This is a genomic window from Proteus mirabilis HI4320 (genome assembly GCF_000069965.1).
Taxonomy (GTDB): domain Bacteria; phylum Pseudomonadota; class Gammaproteobacteria; order Enterobacterales; family Enterobacteriaceae; genus Proteus; species Proteus mirabilis.
Genome location: NC_010554.1, coordinates 2669244 through 2692344, shown reverse-complemented (window position 1 = coordinate 2692344; position 23101 = coordinate 2669244). Strand labels below are relative to the sequence as shown.

Here is a 23101-nt window from a genome sequence, read left to right as displayed (position 1 = left end):
AGGACTCCTCATGCGAAAACTATCTCCAATTATTCTGGCGCTTGCGCTGTCTCCTTTGGTTCAAGCTGAACCAGTGTCTGAAGTGTCGCCCGTTGGCAAAATTGACGGCATGGTTTCTTTGCCTGTCACGGGTATGAAAGCGGTTGAAAGCAATGGCCGTATTGTTTTCATGTCAGACAGTGGCCGGTTCGTCATTGATGGCACGCTCTATGATGCCTGGTCGAAAAAGCCGCTTACTAGCCTTGAAGAAATTCGAGAAGCGGGAAACACGCTGGACTTAAGTCGTCTTGGTTTAAAAATGGATGATTTGAACCCACTGACGCTGGGCGAAGGCAAAAAGAAAGTGGTGGTCTTTGTTGATCCACGATGCCCGCACTGCCATGAGCTTTTGAAACAAGCTTTACCGCTAACCAAAGAATACACCTTCCAAATACTCCCTGTGCCAGTGCTTGGTCCTGATTCAGAGCGTCAGGTTCGCCAGCTTGGCTGTGCGCGTGACAAAAAAGCGGCCACCGATGCATTGCTGAATGGCCGGATTGGTAACCTAGAACAGGATGATGCCTGCAACTTAGAACCAATGCAGCGTACCTTGGTGACGGCTCAAATCCTGGGCATTCAAGGTGTGCCTTTCATCGTCGCCAATGATGGTCGCATCAGCCGAGGCCGTCCTTATGATCTTTCTGCTTGGTTGGAGGGGCGTTAATGAAAGCCTCTCTGTATTCAGGGCAACGCGCTTCTGAGCTATTGCCAGTATTGGCCTATTCAGACGATGAGCAACTGTTTTTCATGGAAGACCAGAGTGTTGGCTTTGGTTTTCTATGTGACCCATTGCCGGGTGGTGATGAGTCTGTTGCAGACAGGGTTAATGTTCTTCTCAACAACGACTGGCCAAAAGACACTTTGCTGCAATTTGGCCTGTACGCCTCGCCTGATATTCAAACCGACCTTCAGCGCATGATGGGCTTACGGCATCGTCAATCCGATCCATTACTCAGGGCGTCGATACGCAAACGTGCGGATTTTCTCGATGGGGGCACGGTTCAACCGATAGAAGAATCGACCCAGACTCAGGTACGCAACTTTCAACTGATAGTCACCTGCAAATTGCCTTTGGAAAGTCCTATACCGACTGAGCGTGAATTAAGTCGAGCATCCGCGCTTCGGGCTTCTTTCTCTCAAGCGCTGGCAACGGTTGGTTTTCGCGTCACTGAGATGACTGACCGAAACTGGCTCGCGGCATTAAGTGCGCAGCTTAACTGGGGAAAAGATGCTTCCTGGCGTAATCCATCACCAATCCGCAGTGAGGCAGATAAGCCACTTCGAGAGCAAGTGTTGGATTATGACCGGGCTATCAAAGTGGATAGTCAAGGTCTGATGCTGGGTGATTACCGAGTTAAAACCCTATCGTTTAAGCGCCTGCCTGAGCGGATCTGGTTTGGTCATGCCGCAAGTTTTGCGGGCGACATGATGACGGGCAGTCGCGGTTTACGCGGCAGCTTTTTGCTAAATGTCACCATTCACTTTCCCTCAGCTGAGGCGATGCGATCTCGTTTAGAGACGAAGCGTCAATGGGCGGTCAATCAGGCCTATGGCCCGATGCTCAAGTTTGTGCCGGTGCTTGCAGCCAAGAAAAAGGGATTTGATGTTCTTTTTGAAGCCTTGCAAGAAGGTGATCGTCCTATTCGGGCAAATATGACTTTGACGCTGTTTTCACCAACGGAAGAGGCGTCCATCAGCTCTGTTTCAAATGCTCGAACTTATTTCAAAGAACTCGGATTTGAGCTGATGGAAGACAAGTACTTCTGTTTGCCAATTTTCTTGAATGCCCTGCCATTTGGTGCCGACCGCCAGGCGATGAACGACTTGTTTCGATTCAAGACCATGGCGACACGGCATGTGATCCCTCTGTTGCCTTTGTTTGCGGATTGGAAAGGCACGGGCACGCCAGTGATTAACTTTGTTTCCCGTAATGGTCAGATCATGAGTGTGTCCCTTTATGACTCGGGCAGTAATTACAACTGTTGCATCGCGGCGCAATCGGGGTCGGGTAAGTCATTCCTGGTGAACGAAATCATCTCCTCCTACTTATCTGAAGGCGGCCAATGCTGGGTGATTGATGTTGGCCGCTCTTATGAAAAGCTGTGTGAAGTCTATGATGGTGAGTTCTTACAGTTCGGCCGGGACAGTGGCATTTGCTTGAATCCGTTTGAAATCGTTGAGGACTATGACGAAGAAGCGGATGTGTTGGTTGGGTTATTGGCCGCAATGGCCGCACCTACGCAGTCATTAACCGATTTTCAGATGGCCAACCTAAAACGTCAGACCCGTGAACTGTGGGAGAAAAAAGGTCGTGCGATGTTGGTTGATGATGTGGCAGAGGCTTTGAAAAATCACGATGACCGTCGTGTGCAAGACGTGGGTGAGCAGCTCTATCCGTTTACGACACAAGGCGAATATGGCCGCTTCTTTAATGGCCACAACAATATTCGCTTCAAAAACCGTTTCACCGTTCTGGAGTTAGAAGAGCTCAAGGGGCGTAAGCACCTGCAACAAGTGGTGTTGCTTCAGCTTATCTACCAAATCCAACAAGAGATGTACTTAGGTGAGCGGGATCGTCGCAAGATTGTGTTCATTGACGAAGCCTGGGATCTGCTGACTCAAGGTGATGTCGGTAAGTTCATCGAAACCGGTTACCGTCGATTTCGAAAATATGGCGGCAGTGCTGTAACAGTAACGCAGTCGGTCAACGATTTATACGACAGCCCTACAGGTAAAGCCATCGCTGAAAACTCGGCCAATATGTACCTGCTTGGCCAAAAAGCCGAAACCATCAACGCGCTCAAAAAAGAAGGCCGTTTGCCATTAGGTGAAGGCGGCTACGAATACCTGAAAACGGTTCATACCGTCACGGGTGTCTATTCCGAGATTTTCTTTATTACCGAGATGGGCACCGGGATTGGCCGCCTTATCGTCGATCCGTTTCACAAGCTGTTGTACTCGTCCCGTGCAGAAGATGTAAACGCGATTAAGCAGTTAACGCGCAAAGGCCTTTCTGTTGCTGATGCCATCTCCCAGTTGTTAAAGGAGCGAGGCTATGAATAAGACCACGCTTTGGCCATTTATGGCCTCTATTACTTTGTCTATTGCTGGTAGCGGTTTAATGACCAGTTGGCTTTTAATGAAAACAGTCGAACCCATCCACAGCCAGTTGGCGTTAAGTACGCCCATTGCAGTCGTGGATTTTGGGGAGGTGGTGTTGTCACTGGGCCCCAATGCCAGCGAACAAGACATCGAATCTAGGTTGCTTCAGACCAATCAGCAAATTGAAAAGCTAAAAGCAGCCGGTTTTATCGTGCTGGATGCCCAAGCGGTGGTGGGTGCAGATGATTCTGTATTCGTGCCAGTAGGCTCAAAGGAGGTGTCTCATGCAGATACTCCGTAAAAGAATGCCTTGGCGGCCATATCTCATCCGTTTGACCATCCTTGCGTTAATCATGGCAATGGTAGGCACCTACGCCATGATGCGCTACAGAATAGGTATTGATACCCAGCAAGAGCGCTGCCTGCCTGATACCACGGTGTATCTGATTGACCTATGGAATAAAGAGCCCGTTAAGGATGGTTTGTATGCCTTCCACTCAAAAGGACTCGCTCCGTTATATAACGACGGTACTCGGATGCTGAAACGCCTAACAGGGATGCCTGGGGATGAAGTCAATGTGACGCCTGAGCATGTGCTGGTGAACGGTGCTGAAGTCTCTACCGGCATGGCATTAGCCCAGCGTCTTGGTGTGGCGGAATCACAATTTAGCCGCTCATTGACGCTGCAAGAAAACGAATATTGGTTTTCCGGCGAGGCTGCAACGAGTTTCGACTCCCGCTATTGGAATGCCGTTAAGCGCGAGCAGATTGTTGGTCGCGCTTGGCCGCTTTGGTAGGAGGTGGATGATGAGAAGACCATGCCTCTTATTTTTGTTGGTTGCTCCATTGGCTTGGGTTCAAGTGTCCTGGGCACAAGAGCCTTATCCGTTGTCTGACGAGGACAAAAAGATCGTTGAAATGAGCCGCAGCATTTTACAAAGTGCTGTGGATGGTTCATCTGAATTTATCGAGCCTTTTTCACCGATTGAACAACCTGCGTCGCTCAAACACAACGATGAATGGTTGATTTTTGCGTCGTCTTCACTGGGGGATTCCTCACTGAAGCAGCTATTTAAAGAGGCCAGTGCAACCGGCGCTATTGTGTTGTTTCGGGGAATTCCTGAAGGAAAGACCTTGGGGGCGGCTATCCGTGATTGGCATACGCTGATGGTGGGACTTGATCCTGTTCCTCAGGTTCGAATCGATCCGAAAGCCTTTGTGCACTGGCGGGTGACTAGCGTGCCTGCCATTTTCCGCATAGAAGATGACAAGGTGACTGCAAGTGCACTAGGGGTTTACAGCAAGGACTGGTTGCAGCGTCAAATTGAAACAGGCAATACCGGTTCATTGGGTCAACGCGGTCCGATTCATTCCATTTTAGAACCGGATTTGATGCAAGTGGCGATGCAGCGTTTACAGTCGCTTGACCTGGGCGCGTTAAAGAAAAAAGCCATTGAGCGATTCTGGTCTCGCCAAACTTTCACTGACTTACCCAAAGCCACGCAGTATCGGATAAGAACGGTTGATCCAACCATCGTCATGCAGCGGCCACTATTGGATGCCAATGGCCGAACATTGATCCCAGCAGGAACGCGTATTAACCCGCTAAAAGCCTTGCCGTTTACTCAGCAGCTTGTGGTGTTTAATGCGTCGAACGCTGAAGAAGTGGACGCAGTTGCGCATTGGCTTGAGACGCAAGATAGGACACTGCGCCGCATTACGCTTATCACCACGCAGCTCGACCGTACTCAAGGTTGGAATAGCCTAAATGCGCTCGAAAAGACATTGGATAGTCCGGTTTACCTTCTCAATGCCTCGCTAAAGCAGCGCTTTGATTTGCAAGTCACCCCATCGTTTGTTCAAGCAAAGGGGCTCGCGTTTGAAATAGAAGAAATTCCAGCAAAGGAGCTTGTTCATGAAAAAGCTCAATAATACGTATCGTCTGATGCGGACTCTCGTTGTCATGCTTGTCCTGGGCGCATCTATTCCTGCAAAAGCCGAATTGACTTGCCCAGACGCGGGGTTATTGTCCGGCAAGTTGCTGACGGATGTTTGCTGGTCATGCATTTTTCCTATCCGGGTTGCCGGTCTTCCTCTTGGTTCTGGAAATGTCCCAAGCGGCGCATCAAACAAGTCATTTTGCTTGTGTGAAGACAACTTAGGCGTGCCAAGGCCAGGTATTGTTACCAGCATGTGGGAGCCAGCGCGTCTGATTGAACTGGTCAGAACGCCGGGTTGTTCGCCTTCCCTGGGAGGGATTCGTTTACCGTTAGGTGATAGACGACTGCAAGGTGGTCATGGTGAAGGTGAATACGATACCGGTGATCTTGCTTTCTACCATTACCATTATTACGCCTTTCCGCTTTTGGTCATGCTCGATTTGTTCATGGATGGCAATTGCAATGCCGATGGTTACATGGACTTTGACTTGATGTATTTGTCGGAATTGGACCCAACATGGCTGAACGATGAACTGGCCTTTTTTACTCAGCCTGAAGCGGCTGCCGTTGCCAATCCATTGGCTATATCTGCTTGTACCGCTGACGCTGCTTCATCAACGCTTGGTAAACCCATCGACCAGTTGTTTTGGTGTGCTGGCAGTTGGGGCCATCTCTATCCGTTATCTGGCCACACCTTAGCCTTTGGCTCATTAGCAGAAAATACCAGCCATTTAGCGGCGCGTGCAATCGCGGCTCAACACAGGCGTGGTCTTGCTAGGCGAACAATGGGGAACAGTGCGCTATGCCGACCTGTTATCGAACCCATGCTGCCGAAATCCCAATACAAGATGAGTATGTTCTTCCCTGTACCGGAAACTGAAAGTGCGCATGTCATCGGTGAAAGCACCATGAAATGGGGAGAGTGGCGAACAATCCCTGGTGCCGGTGAAGATGCGCTCTACATTTTGTGGCGCTGGCAAGACTGCTGTAACTCGGGAGGTTAAATATGAAACCAACACTTTTTACCCGAGTTTTAGCGGGTGTTTTATCAATCACTATGGCGTGCTTGCCCTTACATGGTGTGGCCGCTGATGTACAGCGCCAATCCGGCCTAAGCGGACAACAAGAAGGTAAGCAATTGCTGCAAAACTGGACGATGCCCGCACTCAATGGCAATACATTGTCGGTGCCGAATGGCAGTGGTAATGAGTCCATTAACTTGCAAGAGCTTTTCCCTGGTATGGATCAGGGCTCATTGGATGTCTTAACGGGCGTTTATGGCTCTGATGCCAGCATGAATCAATTGGGGACACAGCGCCAAGAGAGCATGGCATCCGAAAGTGGCGCTACGGGTGAAGCATTTCGTTCGCTACAGCAAATCAAAGACAGGTCTCGGCCAGATATGGTCAATGATCCGCTTTGGGCATTAACTGATGCGGTTCAAACTGACCCAAATCTATTAACACAAAGCTTCCCAGGCTGTGAGTCTCAAGGTGAAGGTAGCCCAAATTACCAGCAATGCGACAGGCTCAATACAGCGGTTAACAGCTGCACTATTACTCACGATTACACGGCAGGCATTATTGAGCATGTTTCAGGACCAATGAACCTTCGCTCTTGTGGTGAGGGATGTCTTGAAGTTTGGATTGGACGAATTGGCGACAACTACTGGAGTGGCCGTTGTAAAGTGTTTGAACAGGCCATCACACTCAAAGTAGTGAACCCCGATGCGATTACCTCAGCCGTTCTTGAGTACGCCAAATGGGATGACTACATGCAAGTGTGGCTTGGCGATCAGAAAGTCTGGTCTGGGCCGAACAATAACTTTCCACCAGAAACGGCAGGTCGCTGCGAGCTCAGTACCAGTTGGGAGCGCAATCCAAATACCGATCTCACTGCCAGGCTAAAAGCGGTAGAACCCGGTTTAGAAGTGCCGGTAAAAATTCGCGTATCGGTTACGGGTAGTGGTGAGGGGTATGCACGCATCAAGGTGCGCTTTGATCCAACCAAGGTGGTGATGAATGATAGTTGGTCACCACAGTCCTGTATCGAACAAGCCGCGGATATCCCGGCGAAGTTTTCAGACTACAGTATTCAATGCACGGATCAGCCGTCTTCAACCAACGGATGTACGGTGGTCAATGGTGTTTCAGTTTGTGAATCCTACTTTGCCCCAAGCCCAGTGGCTGGCATATCGCCTTTGTGTCGGCGTGTTCAAGTGAGTGTGGATGATGAAAGCTATAAGGGGATTGAAAACCAGGCCTGCCAAGTGCTTGAAGCGAATCCTTCCTGTGGATTCATGTCGTCAGAATGTGCCGAGACCAATGATAAAGGTGAATGCATTCGTTTTACCGATACCTATGACTGTGGATTGCAAACCAGCGATCCAAAGTGTGTGGTATCCAACCTTATGCCAAGTAGTTTTGAGGCCTGTGAGCCTACCCAGACGATTACGCCATTTACTGAAACCAAGCATGTACCGGATTACCAGGTGTGCGAGAAGATCAGCACGCTTACTCAGTGTCAGTTAGAGCGACGTGTATCCGCTGAAACCCATCAACAAAGCTGGTCCATTGAGCGTGGTTGCTTTAGCTCTGAAATCATCAGTTTTGTTCCACAGCACAGCACCACCATGCAAACTGGAAACGCGACACTGAGGATTTTTGATAATCAAAATACTGAGATAAAAATCACTGAGTCGCCATCTAAGGCAAATGGTTGGAAAACGACACTCTCTCTTAAGGGCAACAAGGAGACGGTCACAGAGACGAAACCGTCCATTAAATACCCTGAAATGACCTGTCCAAAAGGAACCTTGGTTGGCTCATTGTGCAAGGTCGTTAATGGGTCGATTATTTCGTGGCATGAACCGCAGGAAGTCACGCGTTCCAAATGTGAGTCCGGCTGGAACAAAGTCGATTTCGATACTTGCAGCCGAGAAGTTCAGAAGTGTTTGGCTCCTGGGAAACTGAGCGCTTCATTGGCCTTCTCTGGCAAATACTTAGAGCAAGACGTTGTTCATCAATCAAGTGATCCGGGCATAGACCAATGCTTGATGCAAACGGATCAGTTTACTGCGGTTCAGTGGCGGTGTTTGGATACGGGCACAAAACGAATCGACGGGTTAACGGTTGGTAGTGGCGAGTTGGCCAATCTGGGAAGCCTTTATCCGGCGGTTGTTTCGTCTCCTGCTCATTTAACCAGTCGCGGCAGTTCTGATGGACTGGGGCTCTCATGCTGGAGGGCAAGAGCGACCTACAATGCTTCGACTTCTCATCCAGAGTTCAACATGGGCAGCTCAGATAGCTGGGTAGATGCCAATGGTAATACTCAAACCATCGTCAATAACGGACAAAACACGACCACCAATACGTGTGCCGCGCTGGAGCAAAACCCGGCCTGCCAGTATGTCAGAACCGAATGCACTGAAGGCGGGGCTGGTCATGAAGGCTTCTGCTATATCCAAAGTTTGGTGTATGACTGCGGACAAAGCGTTGAAGTGCAAAATGCACGAATGGAAACTCAATACAACTGTGAGGGGCCAGTTCGCTGCATGGGCACAGATTGTTTAGAGCCAGAGTCAATCAAGCAGGCTAACTTTGCAGAAGCCGCAGCTATGCTTAATGCGGCGCAGTTTATGACCAATGATATGTCATGCACGGGAGCTGATGGCCAAGACAACGTCGAGTGTACGGTCTTTAAAGGTAATGCTGGCCAGTGCAAAAAAGCCGTTGGCGGCATAGTGGATTGCTGTGAAAAGCCAAGTGGCGTGTCGCTATCGGACTACATCACGATGATAGTGGCGGTCAACAAGCTTGATACGGCAGTCATGGCCATGAATCCGTCTTCGGCAATCTATGGTTCCTGGAATACGCTCAGGGAACCAATCACCAGTACCTGGAGTGCGGTCAAAGAGCCCTTTGTGTCTGCATGGGACTCTCTCATGGGGGCTGGGCCATCAACGGCTGCTGGCGCGGGAGCAGAGCAAGCAGCGACAGGCTTCATGCAGGTGTTGACCAACAAAACGGCTGAATGGGTAGGTACGACCTTTGGTTCGGGGGCACAATCGGCTCTGTTTAGTAACGTTGGTGGCGCGGTTGGAGCCGATGGTGTCGTTTCGGGTGGTAACTTTGCGCTGGGTGGCGCTGCGGGCGCGGTTCTGAGTACGGTTATGACGGCCTACATGATTTATTCAGTCACCATGATCCTCATTCAGCTTATCTGGAAATGTGAGCAGAGTGAGTTTGAGATGAACGCTAAGCGGGTATTGAAGAGTTGCCACTACGTAGGCTCTTACTGCAAGTCTAAGTTCTTAGGTGCCTGTGTTGAGAAACGGCAATCATATTGCTGCTTTACTTCGCCGCTTTCACGGATTATTCAAGAACAAGTACGTCCTCAATTGGGCCTTGGTTGGGGCAGTGCCAAGTCACCAAACTGTGAAGGTTTGACCGCGAGTCAGTTAAACCAGGTAGATTGGAGCCAAGTCAATCTGGATGAATGGATAGGTATTTTGTCGATCACGGGCAACCTACCTGAAGTGCCGTCACTGGATCTGGAACGACTCACCGGCTCAGGAAGCACGCTAAACGTTGATGGAAATCGTCAGAGTGCCGCAGACAGGGCCATTGAACGGCTAAACGGCATGGATGCCCAGAAACTGCGTCAGGAGGCGACGGAAGAAATTTCTGGAAATAATTGAGCGCACTCTTAGAACAGAAGGCTTTGTGATGCAAAGCCTTCTATATCGATATGAAATAACCATTGAACTTCTGAGAAAGCATTACCCAACCTTGGAATTTGTATTCCTTGCGTGCTGAGCTGTACAGTTCTCAATTTACATTTAACGTAAAAAATTTAGACAAATAGGTCTGACGTGTTGATATGTTAGACTTAATTGTCTAAATTGTTGTTGTGTTAGTCATATTTGTCTAGAGGTTGGTATGGAAATGGAAGATAAAGCGAAAGTCGCTGGTGCTGTTGGTGGCCTCGGCGGTGTAGGTGGTTCAATTGGTGCCGTATCAGCGGCAGGTTCCGTTGCAGGTTTAAGCGCTGCTGGTGTCACTTCCGGTCTTGCCGCCATAGGTGGTGTAGTTGGTGGTGGAATGGTTGCCGGACTTGCAATTACTGCGGCAGCTCCATTGGCGATTGGTGCTGGAACTTACGGTATATACAAGTGGCTGAAATCATAGGTCTGAAAAATGAAACACGATGAACTAAATGAGCGTTTAAGAACTTTCTTAATTTCAAGCCGAGAAAATGCGGGTTTGTCCCAAAGTGATGTTGCTGCAAGGTCTGAGGTTTTTGGAATTGGAAGAACACTGGATCAACGGGCTGTTTCAAGAATTGAAAGTCAACCAATGAATGCTGATGCAATTAAGATTGCTGGGTATTTATCAGCTGTTGGGATTCAGCCAAGCAAGTATTATGAAATTTTAACGGAATACACTTATAAAGAGGATGATTACATTATGTCAGAAGTTGGTGAGCAAACTATCAAAATTAAGGTAGAGGCAGCGAAGTCGCTTATTTCATCAGTGAAAGATAGTATCGATTGCTACAATCATGAGTATATCGATTCAATAGGGCTTAAAAGTAAGGTTGAACAGCTTGAGGCTGTAGTAGATGGACTTAATAGAAAGCCTGTAATTGGATGTTTTGGTCATTTTGATGCAGGTAAGTCAACACTGATTAACACTGTTATCAATCAGTCACTGCTCCCGACCAAATACCAACCAGCAACATGTGTTGTTAATCTTCTTATGCACGAATCAGATAAGCCTGAAACAATTTCAGGAAATGTGGCTGTGTTTAAGAAGGGCTTTAAGCCGCATATGGTTCATTCACCAGTTGATGTCGAAAAATATTTAATTGAACAAGGTGGTTCAGAAATATTGGATAGATTAGGAGTACACAATCATGAAGATGATGTATTAAATGAGGCTTATATCGCAATTGTTTTTTCAGATTCCGAGATACTTCGTTCGGTTTGGTTGTTGGATACCCCAGGGGATCTTAACGGTTCAGATGAGTCTGATACTGAGAAGGCTCTCGGTGGTGTAGAACTTGCTGATGGTGTTGTTTTTGTTTCAAATCATACCGGGTTTTTCAAAGATAGTGATTTAGGGTTTGCATCAAATATCATCAGGCAGAGACCACCAGTGGATAAGGAGAAACCACTTGATCATTTAATGTTCATCCAGTCTCATTGTCACTCTGAAATAAGCAGGGATGATGTGGAAGCTGTAGGTCGTGTAACCTTCAAGAGAATTAAGAAGCAACTAGATAATTTAATATTTTCATCATGGATGGAAGATGGATTTATTACGCAATTACCAGAAAGTTCAGAACTAACAGCACGAGTTCAACCATTTTGGCGTGAAAATAATGACTATCGTAGTGATACATTGCGAAAAATCACCGAAATGGCTTCGTCTCTAACTTTGAACCAAGCATCAATAGTAGATAAGTATATTTCTAATATTCTAAAGAATATCGAAAATATGCTATTGAGTGAGATTGATAATCTAAAGAACAAGAAATCGGAGACTTTCGAAAGAATTAAGGAGGTCAACGAGAAGGATGCGCGATTTCGTGAGTTGTCTACTCAGTTGATAAAAGATTTTAACTCCCTCATTGAATCATGTAATAGCCACAAAAAACACGACTTGGATGTTATGAGTACCTATTACAAATACAATACTTCTGTTGAAGGTCTCGAAGAGCTTATCAATGACACCTATTCGGACAAGAAAGAGGCTCAATCTGAGTTAGGCAATTATATTGGTCAGCTTTTGACTACAAAATTAGAAAGCACATTAAAGACTAGTGGTAAAGCCGTATCGACGGAATTAGATTCTTTGTTGCTGAGATGGCAGGAAGCTGCCCCCACAATCTCAACTACAGGAGTTGATACCCAAATATCTGGATTGGGTGCAGAGTTTAGTGCATTTAACTCGAGAGCGGCTTTTGTTGGAGGTCTTGCGGGATTAGGAAGTCTTGGAGCTATGGCATTATATGTATCGACTATAGCAAGTAATTTAGGTGCATATATTTTAGTTGGAAAGGCAGCTGGAGTATTGGTGTCTTTAGGGTTGGTTGGAAGTGTTACTACAGTAACTTCATTCGTTGCAGCCATCGGTGGTCCTATTACCATAGGTATTGCTCTTGCTGCGGCAATTGGTTACATAATATATCGACTAGCTGGTGGTAGTTGGCAAAAATCACTCGCAAAAAAAGCCGCAGAAGCAATTCGTAAAGAGTCGGTGTTTGATGACATAGAGAAAGCTGTAACTGAGTATTGGAATAGTACATCTAAGGCAATCAAAGCTGGTTTGGATGAGCTAATCATCAAAACTGATGAATATATTGAAAATTTAAAGGCTGATGCGAAAGTTGAATATGATATTGATGAAGTTGATGTATGTGTCTCACTTATCGATGACACGTTATTAATTCTTAAGTCTAGCGACTAACTTTTGATGGGAGGTATTTATGGCTTGGTGGCTCGCTGCTCCTCTTGTTATATGGGGGGCAAAAAAAATATATGATGCTGTTACTGAAGATGATGAGCCATCATATAGCTCAAGTTCAAGTAGTACACTATCTTCTGCGAAGTCTACTCGTACAAAGTTAAGGAAAAAACTCATACGAGAAGCAATACTTGAGAATAGGAAGTCGCTAATATCAAAGGCTTTTAGCGATAGAGAGTCTGAACTTGTTAAGTTGGATGGCTCAAGTAAAGCCGATGCGATCTTAGACGTTTCCGGTTTTAATGCGGCTTTAGGTAATTTGTCTAGCACTGTAAGGTTGTTAAATCCTTCTTATAGTGAGAGTTTTGAGGAAGTTGATGGTTCGTTGTTGGTTTTCACAGATTTAAACTCGGAGGTCAACAATGTTGCAAAAAAAGCTGACGATGAATATGGTTCAATGGCGGGCATTGATCACTACAATGAATACGATAGATCCATAGATCCATTCGTAGCTAAGTTGCAAAGTGAGATTTCAAGATAAATACAGTTTAATTAGTGGGAATCTAGAATAGGGGCATACTGCCCCTATTATTTTATTTTATTATCTATTTTATATGGTGGTTTTTATTGCCTTGTAAGGCTTTAATTCGATTGTCTCGTGTAATTTCCCATTCATCAACAGGGTCCATTCTTGACCAAGCTTCAAATAGTTGAGTTTGTTGCCTGCTTAGTCTTAGGCCGTATTGATCACGCATGTAGAAATAAATTCTAGCAATATCACCCTGACGGTTAGCTGGTGGTTCTGCTCGACGGTCTTTGAAATCAACTTCGAAATCACATTGACCGTAGGCTCTTTGTTCATTCGGAATCATGCCAAATCGAAAATTTGATCTATCCCCATTGAGTTCTCCTACTGATGGTACAAGGTTATGGAGGTCCGACACCATTTTAGAAAACTCAGCATCATTCTTTTCACAGTTCCGACGACCACCATTTTGCCAGCATTGGCGTTGATGGCCAATTTCCCAAGCTGAGACTACGTGCTCCCACTCTAAGCGTTCACCTCGTTTCGGTTGCTTCCTTGGTTCATATCCGCAAGATGCAGCATCAATCGCACCATCATTGTTATAGCTACATCCACAGTAAAACGTACTCTGGTTGTCTTGGTAAATTTCTCGGGCAAATCGTTTTGCCTGGCTGAACGATGTTGGGTGTTCTGCAAATGCAGGGATAGCGAACAACGCTATAAAGAAAGTAACGAGCAAATTAGTTCTATTCATGTAAATTGGCCAAAAATGACAGTTAAATTCATTTTAACGATTTTGATAGAAAATACAGCAAGATGAAGAGCCCCTTCGAGAGGGGCTGGTTGATGGGAGCCTAGTTGGCTAGTTGGCGGGGGTATCTGTTTCCTCTTCAGTGATATCGTCATCGGTTAAAGGCACCGCTTGTTCAACCTCTGCTTCTTTACCCTTCGCTTGGGCTGATTTTCGTGCTCGAATTTCGATATCAATAATGCGTCGAGCCAGTTTGATGATGCGCTGTTGCCATGCGTAGTTACCATCAACACGTTGCTTGTTGCTAAGCACGCTAGATAACCAGAGTGTGTCCATTGAGATCATCAACGCATCGAGTTTGCGAACTAAGCCAACAAACTGGCCAACTTGGGGCGAGCTTATTTTGGCGTTGAAGGTAATTGGGTCGGTGTAGTCAGGTACTTCATCGATGCCGTTGGACTCCATTAGTTTGTCCAAACGAGCTTGTTCGCTGTCTACCGCTTTAGCGCAATCCTCGATCAACTGGCTAATGATCTGTTCCACTTCATCAATTTCGTTCTCATCGCCAATGATGCGCAGGATGACATCGATTCCGTAAAGCGCACTGACCGTCCGTCTAAAAACACGGTCAACGACACGTTGTGCCTGTAAGCTGTTAATTGTGAATGATTGTTCAAAGATGGGTTTTGAGTAATTGGGTTTTGCTTGGGCCATAAGTTTGCTCCTGATATGACAATAATCAGTCCCTAGCCTAATCCTCTGTGAGGTAATGGCCTTTCAGCTAGGTGGAAGAATTGAGCATCTTTCTAACTATCCTGTCTGGATAAGACGGTTACACTGACTATCAAATATTGCTGATCTGTTTCAGTGATATCTGCGCCTAAGAGCATGAGCTCAAAGGAAGCCCGCCGCTGAGTATTCTCAGTGGTACTAAGAGGTAGCTAGCCTCCTTAAACAAATAGCCTGCATGTTTTTACATGCTCAACCATGCGTTCCTTACGGTTCGCCTTTTCACCACCCAACTGGGGGAGTTTTCCCCAGTTGGGGGTGACTCCTTCAAAACCAATATAAGGAGTCACCAATGGAATATATCTTCGGATTTATTATCCAAATCGCAGGCATTATGTTGCTTGCAAAACTGAGCTGGTCGCTTTTGCGATTGCTTGCTCGTCAAAGCGTGCGCCCGTTTCGATTTGTACTTACTCAAATCAAGCGATTGCTCACACCAAAACCAAAACGTCGTCCAATGGCGGTGCCTAAAGCTCCTGGTATGCCCCGTTTGACATCTGCGTTTTACAAAGAGCCACATCAGTACGACATGGCTTTACTCGAAATACCAACCTATCTGCGTCGTCAGTCTTCTTTGCCCAGCCGGGTAGAAGCAACTGTGTGCACAGAGTTCAACTAAGACGAGGAGAACATCATGAAAAACCAAGTAACACTCATAGGCTACGTTGGCTCTGAGCCAGAGACGCGAGCCTATCCATCAGGTGATTTGGTGACCAGCATTTCGCTGGCCACTTCTGAGAAATGGCGCGACCGTCAATCCAATGAGCTCAAAGAGCATACGGAATGGCATCGGGTTGTTTTTCGAGATCGTGGTGGATTTAAGTTAGGGCTAAGGGCAAAAGATTTGATCCAAAAAGGAGCGAAGCTTTTTGTTCAAGGGCCCCAGCGCACGCGCTCATGGGAGAAAGATGGCATTAAGCATCGATTGACCGAAGTGGACGCGGACGAGTTTCTGCTTCTTGATAGTGTGAATAAAGCATCTGAGCCATCACCGGCGGATGATGCGAGCTCCCAAGCTAATTGGGCACAAACTTATCCTGAACCAGATTTTTAACCGAGCAAAAATGCTTTAACCCAGCCGGGAGTACTTTCCCGTCAGGGGCAGACTCCCACTTTGATTGTCGGAGTCCACAATGGAAAAACCAAAGCTAATCCAACGCTTTGCTGAGCGCTTTAGTGTCGATCCAAACAAACTGTTCGATACCCTAAAAGCAACAGCATTCAAGCAACGTGACGGTAGTGCACCTACCAATGAGCAGATGATGGCGCTCTTGGTGGTTGCAGATCAGTACGGCTTGAACCCTTTCACCAAAGAGATTTTTGCGTTCCCTGATAAACAAGCTGGGATTATCCCAGTGGTAGGTGTCGATGGATGGTCTCGCATCATCAATCAACACGACCAGTTTGATGGCATGGAGTTTAAGACTTCAGAAAACAAAGTCTCACTGGATGGCGCGAAAGAATGCCCTGAATGGATGGAATGCATCATCTATCGGCGCGACCGTTCGCACCCAGTCAAAATCACTGAGTATCTGGATGAAGTCTATCGACCGCCTTTTGAGGGTAACGGCAAAAATGGCCCTTACCGTGTAGATGGTCCATGGCAGACGCACACTAAGCGAATGCTAAGACATAAATCCATGATCCAGTGTTCCCGCATTGCGTTTGGCTTTGTGGGAATTTTCGATCAAGACGAAGCGGAGCGAATTATCGAAGGCCAAGCAACACACGTTGTTGAGCCATCTGTGATTCCACCCGAGCAAGTTGATGATCGAACCCGAGGGCTTGTTTACAAGCTTATCGAGCGGGCGGAAGCTTCAAACGCATGGAATAGTGCATTGGAATATGCCAATGAACATTTTCAAGGTGTTGAGCTGACGTTTGCGAAGCAAGAAATCTTTAATGCTCAGCAACAAGCAGCCAAAGCGCTCACACAGCCTTTAGCTTCTTAGCGACAAGCATTCATTTTACTAACCCTGGCGGGATTATTCTCCCGTCAGGGGGAAGGTCTCGTCTTTTTTTTTGGAGATCTTCCATGACTAAATCAGCCTCACTTTTTCGCTTGGTATTGGTTGTTGCCCTTGTCGTAGGTTCGATTCAAGCCGGTAAAGCGGCAATTGATTCGGTTCAAGCAAGTGTTGTTCAGCACCAAACAGCGTTAGCACAAGCTGCAAAGTAACCACTTAACCCTGAAGGGGAGTTCTCTCCTTCGGGGGAGTCTCCCCTCAAAGGAGGCAATATGAAGGTTATCGACCTATCACAGCGTACTCCTGCATGGCACCAGTGGCGCATTGCAGGGGTTACGGCATCTGAAGCCCCAATTATTATGGGGCGTTCTCCCTACAAAACACCTTGGCGATTATGGGCAGAAAAAACCGGATTCGTATTACCGGAAGACCTGTCGAATAATCCTAATGTGCTTCGCGGTATTCGGTTGGAGCCTCAAGCAAGGCGAGCATTTGAGAATGCGCATAATGACTTTCTTCTGCCGTTATGTGCAGAAGCCGATCATAACGCAATCTTTCGAGCCAGCTTTGATGGCATCAACGATGCGGGCGAACCCGTTGAACTGAAATGTCCTTGCCAGTCAGTTTTTGAGGATGTGCAAGCTCACAGAGAACAAAGCGAGGCGTACCAGTTGTATTGGGTGCAGGTACAGCATCAAATACAGGTCGCCAATAGCACGCGTGGTTGGTTAGTTTTCTATTTTGAGGATCAACTGATTGAGTTTGAAATACAACGAGACGCGGCGTTCTTAACTGAATTGCAAGAAACGGCGCTTCAGTTTTGGGAGTTAGTTCAAACCAAAAGAGAACCGTCAAAATGCCCTGAGCAAGATTGTTTTGTTCCCAAGGGTGAAGCCCAATACCGCTGGACATCGCTGTCTCGGCAATATTGCTCAGCACATGCCGAGGTGGTTCGACTGGAAAGTCACATCAAATCTTTGAAAGAAGAAATGCGAGAAGCTCAGTCAAAATTGGTCGCCATGATGGGTAACTACGCTCATGCCGACTATGCTGGGGTCAAACTCAGCCGCTACATGATGGCGGGTACGGTGGACTATAAGCAATTGGCCACCGATAAATTAGGCGAGCTGGACGAACAGGTTTTAGCAGCCTACCGAAAAGCGCCACAAGAGCGGTTGCGCATCAGCACCAATAAGCCAGATCAGCCCGTTGAAACACCAATCAAAATTAGCCTTGAGCAAGAGAACTTGGTTCTGCCAGGTGACTCGCCGAGCTCATTTTATTTTTAACGTTCACTTGGAGCCGATTTCGGCTCCTTTCTAATGCGCTTACATCGAGTGCATCAGAAAGCAGTTTCACTCGTAGCCAATGCTGGGTACGAATGATAGAGCGAGCTGAACTCTTACATACACAGCCATACCACAATCAACACACCACCCGACGGGGACTTCAGTCCCTGTTGGGGCATGGGGCCTCGTCAAAACAGATGAGGTTTACCATGACTGAACAATCCCCATTTTTGGTTCAAGTGAATCAAGCGTTTAATGTCCCGGCTCCTGATGCTTTCGTTCTGGAAGGATTTAGTGCCGACACTACCCATCCAAACATTCCCGTTCGCAAGGACGAGTATGTTTTTAGAAAAGAAGACTTACGTGACGTATTGGCGTTCTTGTCTAACCCCGACGGTGACGGTTTGTATATTACAGGCCCCACGGGATGCGGTAAGACCTCGCTAATTTGCCAAGTTGCTTCTCGATTGAATTGGCCTGTTCAGCAAATTACTGCACATGGTCGATTGGAGTTGTCCGATCTTATCGGTCACCACACGCTGGTTAATGGCAACATGACCTTTGTGTATGGACCGCTGGCACTGGCTGTCAAGCATGGCCATTTGCTGATCATTAATGAAATGGATCTTGCTGAGCCTGCTGAACTGGCTGGGCTCAATGACATTTTGGAAGGTGCCCCGTTGGTCATCGCACAAAATGGCGGTGAGATCATCATGCCACATGCCAAGTTTCGTTTTATCGCTACCGGCAACAGTGCGGGCAGCGGTGACCAAACGGGCTTGTATCAAGGTGTGCTCCAACAGAATTTGGCTTTTCTTGATCGCTTTAGAATCATCGAAGCGACCTATGCAGAGCCTTCTGTAGAGGAAGCCATTCTGGAGAACGTTGCGCCGGGCTTGCCAGAAGTCTTTCGCCAGAAAATGGTGAAAGTGGCTGGTGACATTCGTCGTCTCTTTATTGGGGGCGCGGATGGCGGTGCTGAGCTTAGTATCACCATGTCCACTCGGACCTTGGTGCGCTGGGCAAAGTTAACACTTGCTTTTAAAGGCGCTCCTAACGCAGTGGAATATGCACTGATTCGGTCTTTGACGGCTCGTGCTGAGTTGGAGCAACGTGAAGCCATTCACCGTATTGCCGCTGATGTCTTCGGTGACCATTGGGAGGATTGATGATGGATAAGTGCTTTGCTCTTTACCGTTACAGTCATTCTGATGGGACAGCCAAAGAATGGGCCATTTACGTTGGATCGGATACCCAGGAGATTGAAGTTCGGTTTGGAAAAGCCGGTCAATTGTCGCAGCAGCGATTGATTGACTCGACTGATCCTAACGCTGAAGCAGACCGACGAATCAATGAGAAAATCAACAAGGGTTATCGATTGGTTGGACAAGTCGGCATTGATCATCAAGGGCGGCCATTTGAACTTTCAAATGCGCTTGATAGCGTCGCGTGCGCCAATAACGTCAGTTGGGAGTTTCGTACTCGCAAGGACGTCAATGGCCAAATCTCGCTGGCGCAAAAAGCGTTGTTCGATATGACAAAGCTGCTTGAAGCCTATGGCTTGGCTGTCATTGATGATAACCAGGTCAGGATTGGAGAATGGTCATTAGGGTTTTGCAAAAGCGGATTACCTAGTACCAATCAAATCAGCATGGTGTCAGGTGAAGGTGCTGGCATTGTTAACACTGATGATGGCCCGTGGCCATTGTTGCTGTTACTGGCTTTTAAGCGTCAATTACCACCACTGTGTTCGCTCACAGTAGCGAGTCCTGAAGGGATAGAAGTATCCGACCAACTGAAGTTGGAAAAAGATGTATTGCGGTTGCTAGGCAGTGATTTAGAGCGGGTTCGCCCGATAGCTGAAGCACTGGACTTAATGCCTGTGAAAATCGATCTCAACCAATCGTCGCCTGATTCGCAAAATTACTATTTCTGATAGTGGTATTGCCATTAGCGCGTCAACTACTACCACTCAAACGGGGGCCATTGCTCCTGTTGGGAGTGGTGCGTCCCCATCTCGCATGAGGATGCACTATGAGTATTCAAACCCTCGACAAACTGTTGATTTGTCACATCGACTGTTCCATCTGGAGCGGTAGAAAAAAACTAAGGCCTGAAGATTTCAGATTAGCTAATGGCAGCCAACTTCCACCGAAGGATGTTGCCAGCTTAGGGAGTAAAAAAATTTGCGACCCAGAGGCATTGGCGAACTTTGAAAGGCTTAAAAAAGAAGCGCAGCGCTTGTGTGAGCAAGTCGGTGTACGGTTTTTAGGTGGCTATGCCGTCCCTGAAGATCGAATTGATCAGATTGTTCCTGAGCTTGACCGGATCGGTCAGGAGTTTGCGCAGTGTAAGCAGTTGTTCCTGGACAACTATGATCAGGTGACGTTTGACTGGGTTGCAAAACACCCGGAATTTGCAGATGCAATCCGACGTGCATTATCACCCATCGAAGACGTGGAACAACGGCTTCAGTTCGATTATGCCATCTATCGAATGCAACCGGCTGAACAAGCTGGAGGCTTAGATGACAAGGTCAATGGCATGGGACACACCCTCTTTAGGGAGGTGGCTCGTGATGCCAATGAGCTTTTTGAGCGTTCCGTTGCAGGTAAGAATCAAATCAGTCAGCGAGCCCTTAATCCTCTCAAGCGGTTAAGAGACAAGTTGGATGGTTTGTCCTTCCTGGATCATCGAGTTCAGCCGATGGTTGAAGCGATGGACAATTTATTTGTTCGTCTGCCGAAGACCGGCCCTGTGATAGACAATCTCTATCACGAACTGATGGCGACCATTTTAATTTTGTCTGATCCAGACAAGATGAGAATGCACGGTGAAGGTCAATTGGATATCAGACAACTGATGCCCAAACCTGAACCTAAACCCGCACAGCCAGTTTCTGCTCAGGCAGATAACTTACGTGCAATACCACAACCAACCGTCAGACCAAACCTTGGTTCGACTGTACCAAACTCATTTTATTTCTAACGTCCTTGAGGGCATGTTGCCCTGAAGGGCGCATGTCCTCTGAACTATGTAAGAGGAAATTATGCAATCAACCATCCATAACCCCAGCCAACTGAACCAGTTTGAAGCACATTTTCGTGGTGTGACTGATGCGGTTGAAAGTGAATCGATACCAGAAGTGGCGTGTTGTCGAACGTTAGTACAACGGTCGTACTCAACACATAGTGTCGTGATCCCCAAGAACCCTGTTTTGATCGCAGATGCGGACGCACAAGGAGCTTGGGTAACGGCCATGGTATTTGTTCCAAACATGGCATTGCAGCAAACCGCTTTTGAGCGGGCCTGGATGCAATATCAACACGAGGTGTCTACTCAGTTACAAGACCAGTACGGTCTGACATTGGATGACATCCTGAGTTTAGACCAGCTTAAAACGTCATTTGAGCAGCACGAGAGTCCAGCTCAATTGGTGGCTTGGTTAGGTCAAAAATACGATCTGGATAAGCTAAAAGCACAGGTTTAAACACTTACATTCGCAGCGGGGAAACGCTCCCGCTGAGGGAGTATTCCCCCTAATGATTAGGAGACTCCCATGAATCATCCATTAAAAAACGCACTGCCAATCGTTGCCGCCGCTTATGGCGAAAAGTTTGGTGTGAAGGTGCTTATTCAAGGACAAGATGCGTTTACCGATGGTGAGCGGATTGTGATCCCAACAGCAAACCCAGACGACCCACACTATCAACAGATAGCTTGGGGTTATCTGGCTCATGAAGCGGCGCATATTCGGCATACCAATTTTGACATGGTGCAGAAGGCGTCGTCCAAACCGATCCGTAAGGCACTTCTCAATATCATTGAGGATGTGCGAATTGAAAACGAATTGGCAAAGGATTACCCCGGAACCCGGCGCAGTATTTCGCAAGTGATTGAGTACATGGTGGACACTCAGCAAATGTGTGTACCTGAACAGCTTGAGCCTGCATCTAACTTGCAAGCATGGTTGTTGTTCCGCTTGAGATGCCATTTTCTGGGTCAGAAAGCACTGACGCCTTTGTATCAAGCAGTTGATGAAAGAGTGAGACAACTCTTTCCTGCCGCAGCGATGAGCCGGTTAAGCGCCATGCTGACAGCAGTGCCTAGCCTGGCATCTACAGGTGAAGTGCTGAAACTTGTCGATGCCATCGTTGCCATGTTGGAAGACGAATCTCGTCCACCACAGGATGAGTCGGATGCTGATAGCGGTAATGACATTGGACAAGATGCGAGTAATGACAGCAATAACAGTAGTGACAGTCAAACCCCGGAAGCAGACTCGTCTGCAATGGGGGATGCTGCTGAAACGGGGGATTCAGATAACTCTGATCAAGCTGACAATTTGCGACAAGCCTTAGAGGCCAGTGCCGCGCAGTTTGAACCCGATACCTTTGCCCAAGTGGCAGAAGTGTTGTCGGAACAAGCTGAAGGCCATCAGGGTGTCACTCCACTCAGTTTGCCCCAAGCAGAGCAAGCTATGTTGGGTGATGAGGCCATTTTGACCTTATCGGCGTCTGAGTCCGCTCAAATTCGAGCCCGACTTAGGGGCATGGTTCAGTCCAGTCAGGACAATCGGAATCATGCCAAAAGGCACGGTCTTCGAGTTGCAACCCATCGTCTTGCCGCTTCACAAGCCGGTGAGTCGAGATTGTTTATTCAAAGGCAACCTCGCATTGCGCCTAATGCTGCTGTGCACTTGCTGGTCGATATATCGGGTTCAATGGGTAAACCCATTGGCGAAGGTAATCGAAAGTACTTTCATGTTGCCAATGAAGCCGCTTTGGCTTTGGCCATGGCACTGGAAGGCATACCGGGTGTTGTACCTGCGGTCAGTTATTTTCCTGGTATTCATCAGGAAGTTTCTATCGCGTTATTGCCCAAGCAATCGGTTCGACATCGGGCCGCCTGTTTTGACCAAAAACCACGAGGTTGTACGCCTATGGCACAAGCGATGTGGTTTGCGGCAAATAGTTTGTTAGCGCAAAAACAGAAGCGAAAGCTAATGATAGTGCTAACGGATGGTGACCCAGATGATTGGGCTGCCACGCATGACATTGTTGACCGGTGCAGACGAAGTGGCTTTGAGCTGCTGGGAATAGGGATTCAAACACGCAGTGTTGAGAAATTCTTTCCTCAAAGCATCGTGATTAACGACGTCAAAGATCTGAAGCGTGAGTTATTCGAAGTAACACAACAACTGTTAATTCAGTAACCACATCAATTTTA

The 23101-nt window shown here is 47.3% G+C and carries 22 protein-coding genes; 20 read left to right on the top strand and 2 right to left on the bottom strand.

Annotated features, from left to right (window positions below):
• Positions 1 to 10: 10 nt before the first annotated feature.
• The 10 genes from PMI_RS12170 to PMI_RS12125 all read left to right on the top strand — a co-directional run bounded on the left by PMI_RS12170 (position 11) and on the right by PMI_RS12125 (position 13091).
• The gene (locus PMI_RS12170; RefSeq protein ID WP_001228924.1) at positions 11 to 703 is read left to right on the top strand and encodes a DsbC family protein; all 693 of its coding nucleotides are present in this window, start codon (positions 11 to 13) and stop codon (positions 701 to 703) included.
• Positions 703 to 3102 carry a type IV secretion system protein TraC gene (gene traC, locus PMI_RS12165; protein ID WP_012368379.1) on the top strand — a complete coding sequence of 800 codons (2400 nt, stop codon included), beginning with the start codon at positions 703 to 705 and terminating at the stop codon, positions 3100 to 3102. Before PMI_RS12170 ends, traC begins: the two co-directional genes overlap by 1 nt.
• Positions 3095 to 3442: a hypothetical protein gene (locus PMI_RS12160; protein ID WP_012368378.1), complete on the top strand. Its 348-nt coding sequence runs from the start codon at positions 3095 to 3097 to the stop codon at positions 3440 to 3442. Before traC ends, PMI_RS12160 begins: the two co-directional genes overlap by 8 nt.
• Complete coding sequence (locus PMI_RS12155; protein WP_012368377.1) at positions 3426 to 3938, top strand: S26 family signal peptidase; 513 nt, start codon at positions 3426 to 3428, stop codon at positions 3936 to 3938. Before PMI_RS12160 ends, PMI_RS12155 begins: the two co-directional genes overlap by 17 nt.
• A 7-nt stretch (positions 3939 to 3945) precedes the next feature.
• A complete protein-coding gene (locus tag PMI_RS12150) occupies positions 3946 to 5073 on the top strand; it encodes a TrbC family F-type conjugative pilus assembly protein (protein ID WP_012368376.1) in 1128 nt (375 codons plus the stop codon).
• A complete protein-coding gene (locus tag PMI_RS12145; RefSeq protein ID WP_012368375.1) occupies positions 5057 to 6085 on the top strand; it encodes a TraU family protein in 1029 nt (342 codons plus the stop codon). The genes PMI_RS12150 and PMI_RS12145 overlap by 17 nt, the downstream gene beginning before the upstream one ends.
• A 2-nt stretch (positions 6086 to 6087) precedes the next feature.
• Positions 6088 to 9780 (top strand): conjugal transfer protein TraN, encoded by a 3693-nt coding sequence (gene traN / locus PMI_RS12140; RefSeq protein WP_012368374.1) that lies wholly within the window; start codon positions 6088 to 6090, stop codon positions 9778 to 9780.
• 241 nt (positions 9781 to 10021) lie between these two features.
• A complete protein-coding gene (locus PMI_RS12135) occupies positions 10022 to 10270 on the top strand; it encodes a hypothetical protein (RefSeq protein WP_011788505.1) in 249 nt (82 codons plus the stop codon).
• 9 nt (positions 10271 to 10279) lie between these two features.
• Positions 10280 to 12553, top strand: coding sequence for a dynamin family protein (locus tag PMI_RS12130; RefSeq protein ID WP_012368373.1), 2274 nt, complete (start codon positions 10280 to 10282; stop codon positions 12551 to 12553).
• Between the two features lie 19 nt (positions 12554 to 12572).
• A complete protein-coding gene (locus PMI_RS12125; RefSeq protein ID WP_012368372.1) occupies positions 12573 to 13091 on the top strand; it encodes a hypothetical protein in 519 nt (172 codons plus the stop codon).
• 64 nt (positions 13092 to 13155) lie between these two features.
• Here the strand turns inward: PMI_RS12125 and PMI_RS12120 are convergent, their stop codons facing one another.
• Together PMI_RS12120 and PMI_RS12115 are read right to left on the bottom strand one after the other, a co-directional pair.
• Positions 13156 to 13830, bottom strand: coding sequence for an endonuclease (locus tag PMI_RS12120; protein ID WP_012368371.1), 675 nt, complete (start codon positions 13828 to 13830; stop codon positions 13156 to 13158).
• 108 nt (positions 13831 to 13938) lie between these two features.
• Complete coding sequence (locus PMI_RS12115) at positions 13939 to 14541, bottom strand: hypothetical protein (protein ID WP_012368370.1); 603 nt, start codon at positions 14539 to 14541, stop codon at positions 13939 to 13941.
• Positions 14542 to 14908: 367 nt separating this feature from the next.
• Between PMI_RS12115 and PMI_RS12110 the strand changes: the two genes are divergently transcribed.
• The 10 genes from PMI_RS12110 to PMI_RS12070 all read left to right on the top strand — a co-directional run bounded on the left by PMI_RS12110 (position 14909) and on the right by PMI_RS12070 (position 23087).
• Positions 14909 to 15235, top strand: a complete 327-nt coding sequence (locus tag PMI_RS12110) for a hypothetical protein (RefSeq protein ID WP_012368369.1) — start codon at positions 14909 to 14911, stop codon at positions 15233 to 15235.
• A gap of 15 nt (positions 15236 to 15250) precedes the next feature.
• Entirely contained in the window at positions 15251 to 15670 is a 420-nt protein-coding gene (locus PMI_RS12105; RefSeq protein WP_012368368.1) for a single-stranded DNA-binding protein, read from the top strand.
• Between the two features lie 79 nt (positions 15671 to 15749).
• Positions 15750 to 16568, top strand: a complete 819-nt coding sequence (gene bet, locus PMI_RS12100) for a phage recombination protein Bet (RefSeq protein WP_000414662.1) — start codon at positions 15750 to 15752, stop codon at positions 16566 to 16568.
• 83 nt (positions 16569 to 16651) lie between these two features.
• Complete coding sequence (locus PMI_RS19470; protein ID WP_000167275.1) at positions 16652 to 16795, top strand: hypothetical protein; 144 nt, start codon at positions 16652 to 16654, stop codon at positions 16793 to 16795.
• A 60-nt stretch (positions 16796 to 16855) separates the two neighbouring features.
• Positions 16856 to 17872 (top strand): YqaJ viral recombinase family nuclease, encoded by a 1017-nt coding sequence (locus PMI_RS12095; protein ID WP_012368367.1) that lies wholly within the window; start codon positions 16856 to 16858, stop codon positions 17870 to 17872.
• A 209-nt stretch (positions 17873 to 18081) separates the two neighbouring features.
• Positions 18082 to 19041: an AAA family ATPase gene (locus PMI_RS12090; protein ID WP_012368366.1), complete on the top strand. Its 960-nt coding sequence runs from the start codon at positions 18082 to 18084 to the stop codon at positions 19039 to 19041.
• A complete protein-coding gene (locus PMI_RS12085) occupies positions 19041 to 19808 on the top strand; it encodes a hypothetical protein (RefSeq protein WP_012368365.1) in 768 nt (255 codons plus the stop codon). The genes PMI_RS12090 and PMI_RS12085 overlap by 1 nt, the downstream gene beginning before the upstream one ends.
• 98 nt (positions 19809 to 19906) lie before the next feature.
• Positions 19907 to 20860, top strand: coding sequence for a DUF3150 domain-containing protein (locus PMI_RS12080; protein ID WP_012368364.1), 954 nt, complete (start codon positions 19907 to 19909; stop codon positions 20858 to 20860).
• Positions 20861 to 20921: 61 nt separating this feature from the next.
• Positions 20922 to 21362, top strand: coding sequence for a hypothetical protein (locus PMI_RS12075; RefSeq protein WP_012368363.1), 441 nt, complete (start codon positions 20922 to 20924; stop codon positions 21360 to 21362).
• A gap of 69 nt (positions 21363 to 21431) precedes the next feature.
• Positions 21432 to 23087: a VWA domain-containing protein gene (locus PMI_RS12070; protein ID WP_012368362.1), complete on the top strand. Its 1656-nt coding sequence runs from the start codon at positions 21432 to 21434 to the stop codon at positions 23085 to 23087.
• Positions 23088 to 23101 lie beyond the last annotated feature (14 nt).